General features: G+C 63.3%; 4 pseudogenes. 2 read left to right on the top strand and 2 right to left on the bottom strand.

The features are described 5' to 3' along the window. Nucleotides 1-264: pseudogene (locus EOA24_RS35310) on the bottom strand (transposase); the annotation flags it as partial. Between the two features lie 22 nt (nucleotides 265-286). Here EOA24_RS35310 and EOA24_RS35315 point away from each other — a divergent pair. Then, a pseudogene (locus EOA24_RS35315) lies at nucleotides 287-484 on the top strand (transposase); the annotation flags it as partial. A gap of 86 nt (nucleotides 485-570) precedes the next feature. Here the strand turns inward: EOA24_RS35315 and EOA24_RS43530 are convergent. After that, nucleotides 571-1,740, bottom strand: a pseudogene (locus EOA24_RS43530) (IS110 family transposase). A gap of 249 nt (nucleotides 1,741-1,989) precedes the next feature. Between EOA24_RS43530 and EOA24_RS35325 the strand changes: the two are divergent. After that, a pseudogene (locus EOA24_RS35325) lies at nucleotides 1,990-2,147 on the top strand (transposase); the annotation flags it as partial.

The raw sequence follows: 2,147 nt of genomic DNA on the forward strand, positions 1-2,147 counted from the left end.
GTTGAGGCGCTCCAGCATGTTGGTGGACTTCAGGTGCTTGTGGTGCTGGCGCGGCAGGCAAAAGAAGGTCAGCGTGTATTCGATGGTCTCCTCCACCCATGCGGTGAGGCGCGGATAGCGCGACGACCATTTGGCAAGCCATGCGGCGAGATCGGCCTTGGCTTCGGCGAGATCGCGCCGGTCATAGAGCCAGCGCAACTCCTGCAGGCAATCATCGGCATGCTTCCTCGGCAGATGATCGAGCGCGTTCCCGAGGAAGTGCACGTTATGCCGACGTCGGCATAACGTCCATTTCATGAGGAACGTGCTGGCGCATGCCGGCAAGAGCGGCCGCCGCGTCGTCTCGGCTTTCATCGCCACCGCCTTCGCCCAGGAGACGGCCGAGGCCGCAAGCGTGCAATGGCGCGCCGTGGCCGATCAGATCCGGCCCAAGGTGCCGAAGCTCGCCACCATCATGGACAAGGCCGAGCACGACGTGCTCGCCTAAATGACTTTCCCGAAAGAGCACCGCGTCAAGCTGCACAGCACGGATGAGATCGACAAGCGCTTTCTTTCCGGTCGTGGTATTCTTCAACGGCGCGGGCGACCTCGTGGCGAAGCGTGGCGCATCGGCTGAAAGCGCCGCCGGGCAGCCTTATTCATGCCTTGCCGGATTGAGGCGCCCGCGCGACCTTTCTTCTGCGGCTTGCCGGCTTGCAATTCCATGCTGCGCACCTTGTGGGCGACGAGACTTGGTCGCGCCCAGAGGTAGTCCTCCTCCTTCGTCAGCAGATGCCAGCATAGAACCGTCAGCTTGCGCGCGACAGCGACTGCGGCAACCTGATGGCCGCGCCTGGCCCGGATACGGACGAAGAACGCATGCAGCGGACCCGGGGCCTTAGCGGCCGCCCAGGCGGCCTCCACCAGCATCGCGCGGGCGTGGCTGCGTCCGACCTTGCTGATCCGGCCATGATGGGCGGCGCCGAGGCCCGACTGATGCACACGCGGATTGAGGCCGAAATAGCTGACCAGCTTCTGAGGGCTCTTGAAGCGAGCGATGTCGCCGATCGCCGCCATCAGCCCCGCTGCCACGGCCAGGTTGACGCCGGTGATGGTGAGCAGACGCCTGATCGCTGGATCGTCCAGCGTGGTCTCGGCAATCTCCCGGTCGATGGTCGCCAAGTCCTCGGCAAGCCGATCGAGTTCGCGCACATGCCGCTCGATCGCGAACCGCTCATAGTCCGGCACTGGTTGGCGCGCCAGCAAGGCGCGGCCGCGGACGTTGAACAGATCGGCGTGCGGACACTTCGGGATCAGATGTGCATGAAGGATCGCATGCACCTCGTTTTTGATCCGTGTTCGATGCCGCACAACCTGGTAGCGGTGTGCGACCAGCTGCGCATTCGCTCGGTGGCGGCATCCGGCGTCCAGATCTCCGGCAGATAGCCTGCGGCGTACAGGCTGGCCAGAGTGCCCGCATCGACCTTGTCAGTCTTCACATGGGCATGGGCGATCGCCTTCACCTGAAGTGGGTTGGCGATGACCACCCGCTTCACGAAGGGGTGACAACACCCGTGACACCGCCATGCAGTTACCGGTCGCCTCGATTATCACCTCGTCTGCCGCCAGAAGGCTCTTACCAAAGCCCTCCAGCGCCGTTCGGGTCATGTCGACCCGCCCTCCATGTCGAAGTCTGCCATCTTCCCAGAAAACCACCTCCCCAAAGGTTCGGTGGATGTCCATTCCAATCACGCGTCGCATATGCGCCTCCTGTCAGAGCGAAACGACGGGAGCGGCGGGCGACACGACAACTACGGATTCGCGCTCACGGCGCAACCGGCCGAGTCGCAGAGGCGGCCAGCTACTAACACGAGCTCTCGGCTCATCGTGTGGATCGGCCTGCCCGCACCTTCGTGCTCCCGGTGCCTCCGTCCCGGATAGTCGCACCATACGCCGCGATCCTGGAAACCGCAGCCGGTCATCGGCACCGAGATCTTCATACCGGTTATTAACCCGATCGAGCATCTCAACGGCGAGATCAAGCGCAGGACCGAGGTCGTCAGTATCTTCCCCAATGACGATGCCATTGTCCGTCTCGTCGGCGCGTTGCTGCTTGAACAGAATGATGAATGGGCCGTGCAGCGGGCGCGCTACATGACACTTGAGAC

It is taken from the genome of Mesorhizobium sp. M2A.F.Ca.ET.039.01.1.1 (assembly GCF_003998035.1).
GTDB lineage: Bacteria > Pseudomonadota > Alphaproteobacteria > Rhizobiales > Rhizobiaceae > Mesorhizobium.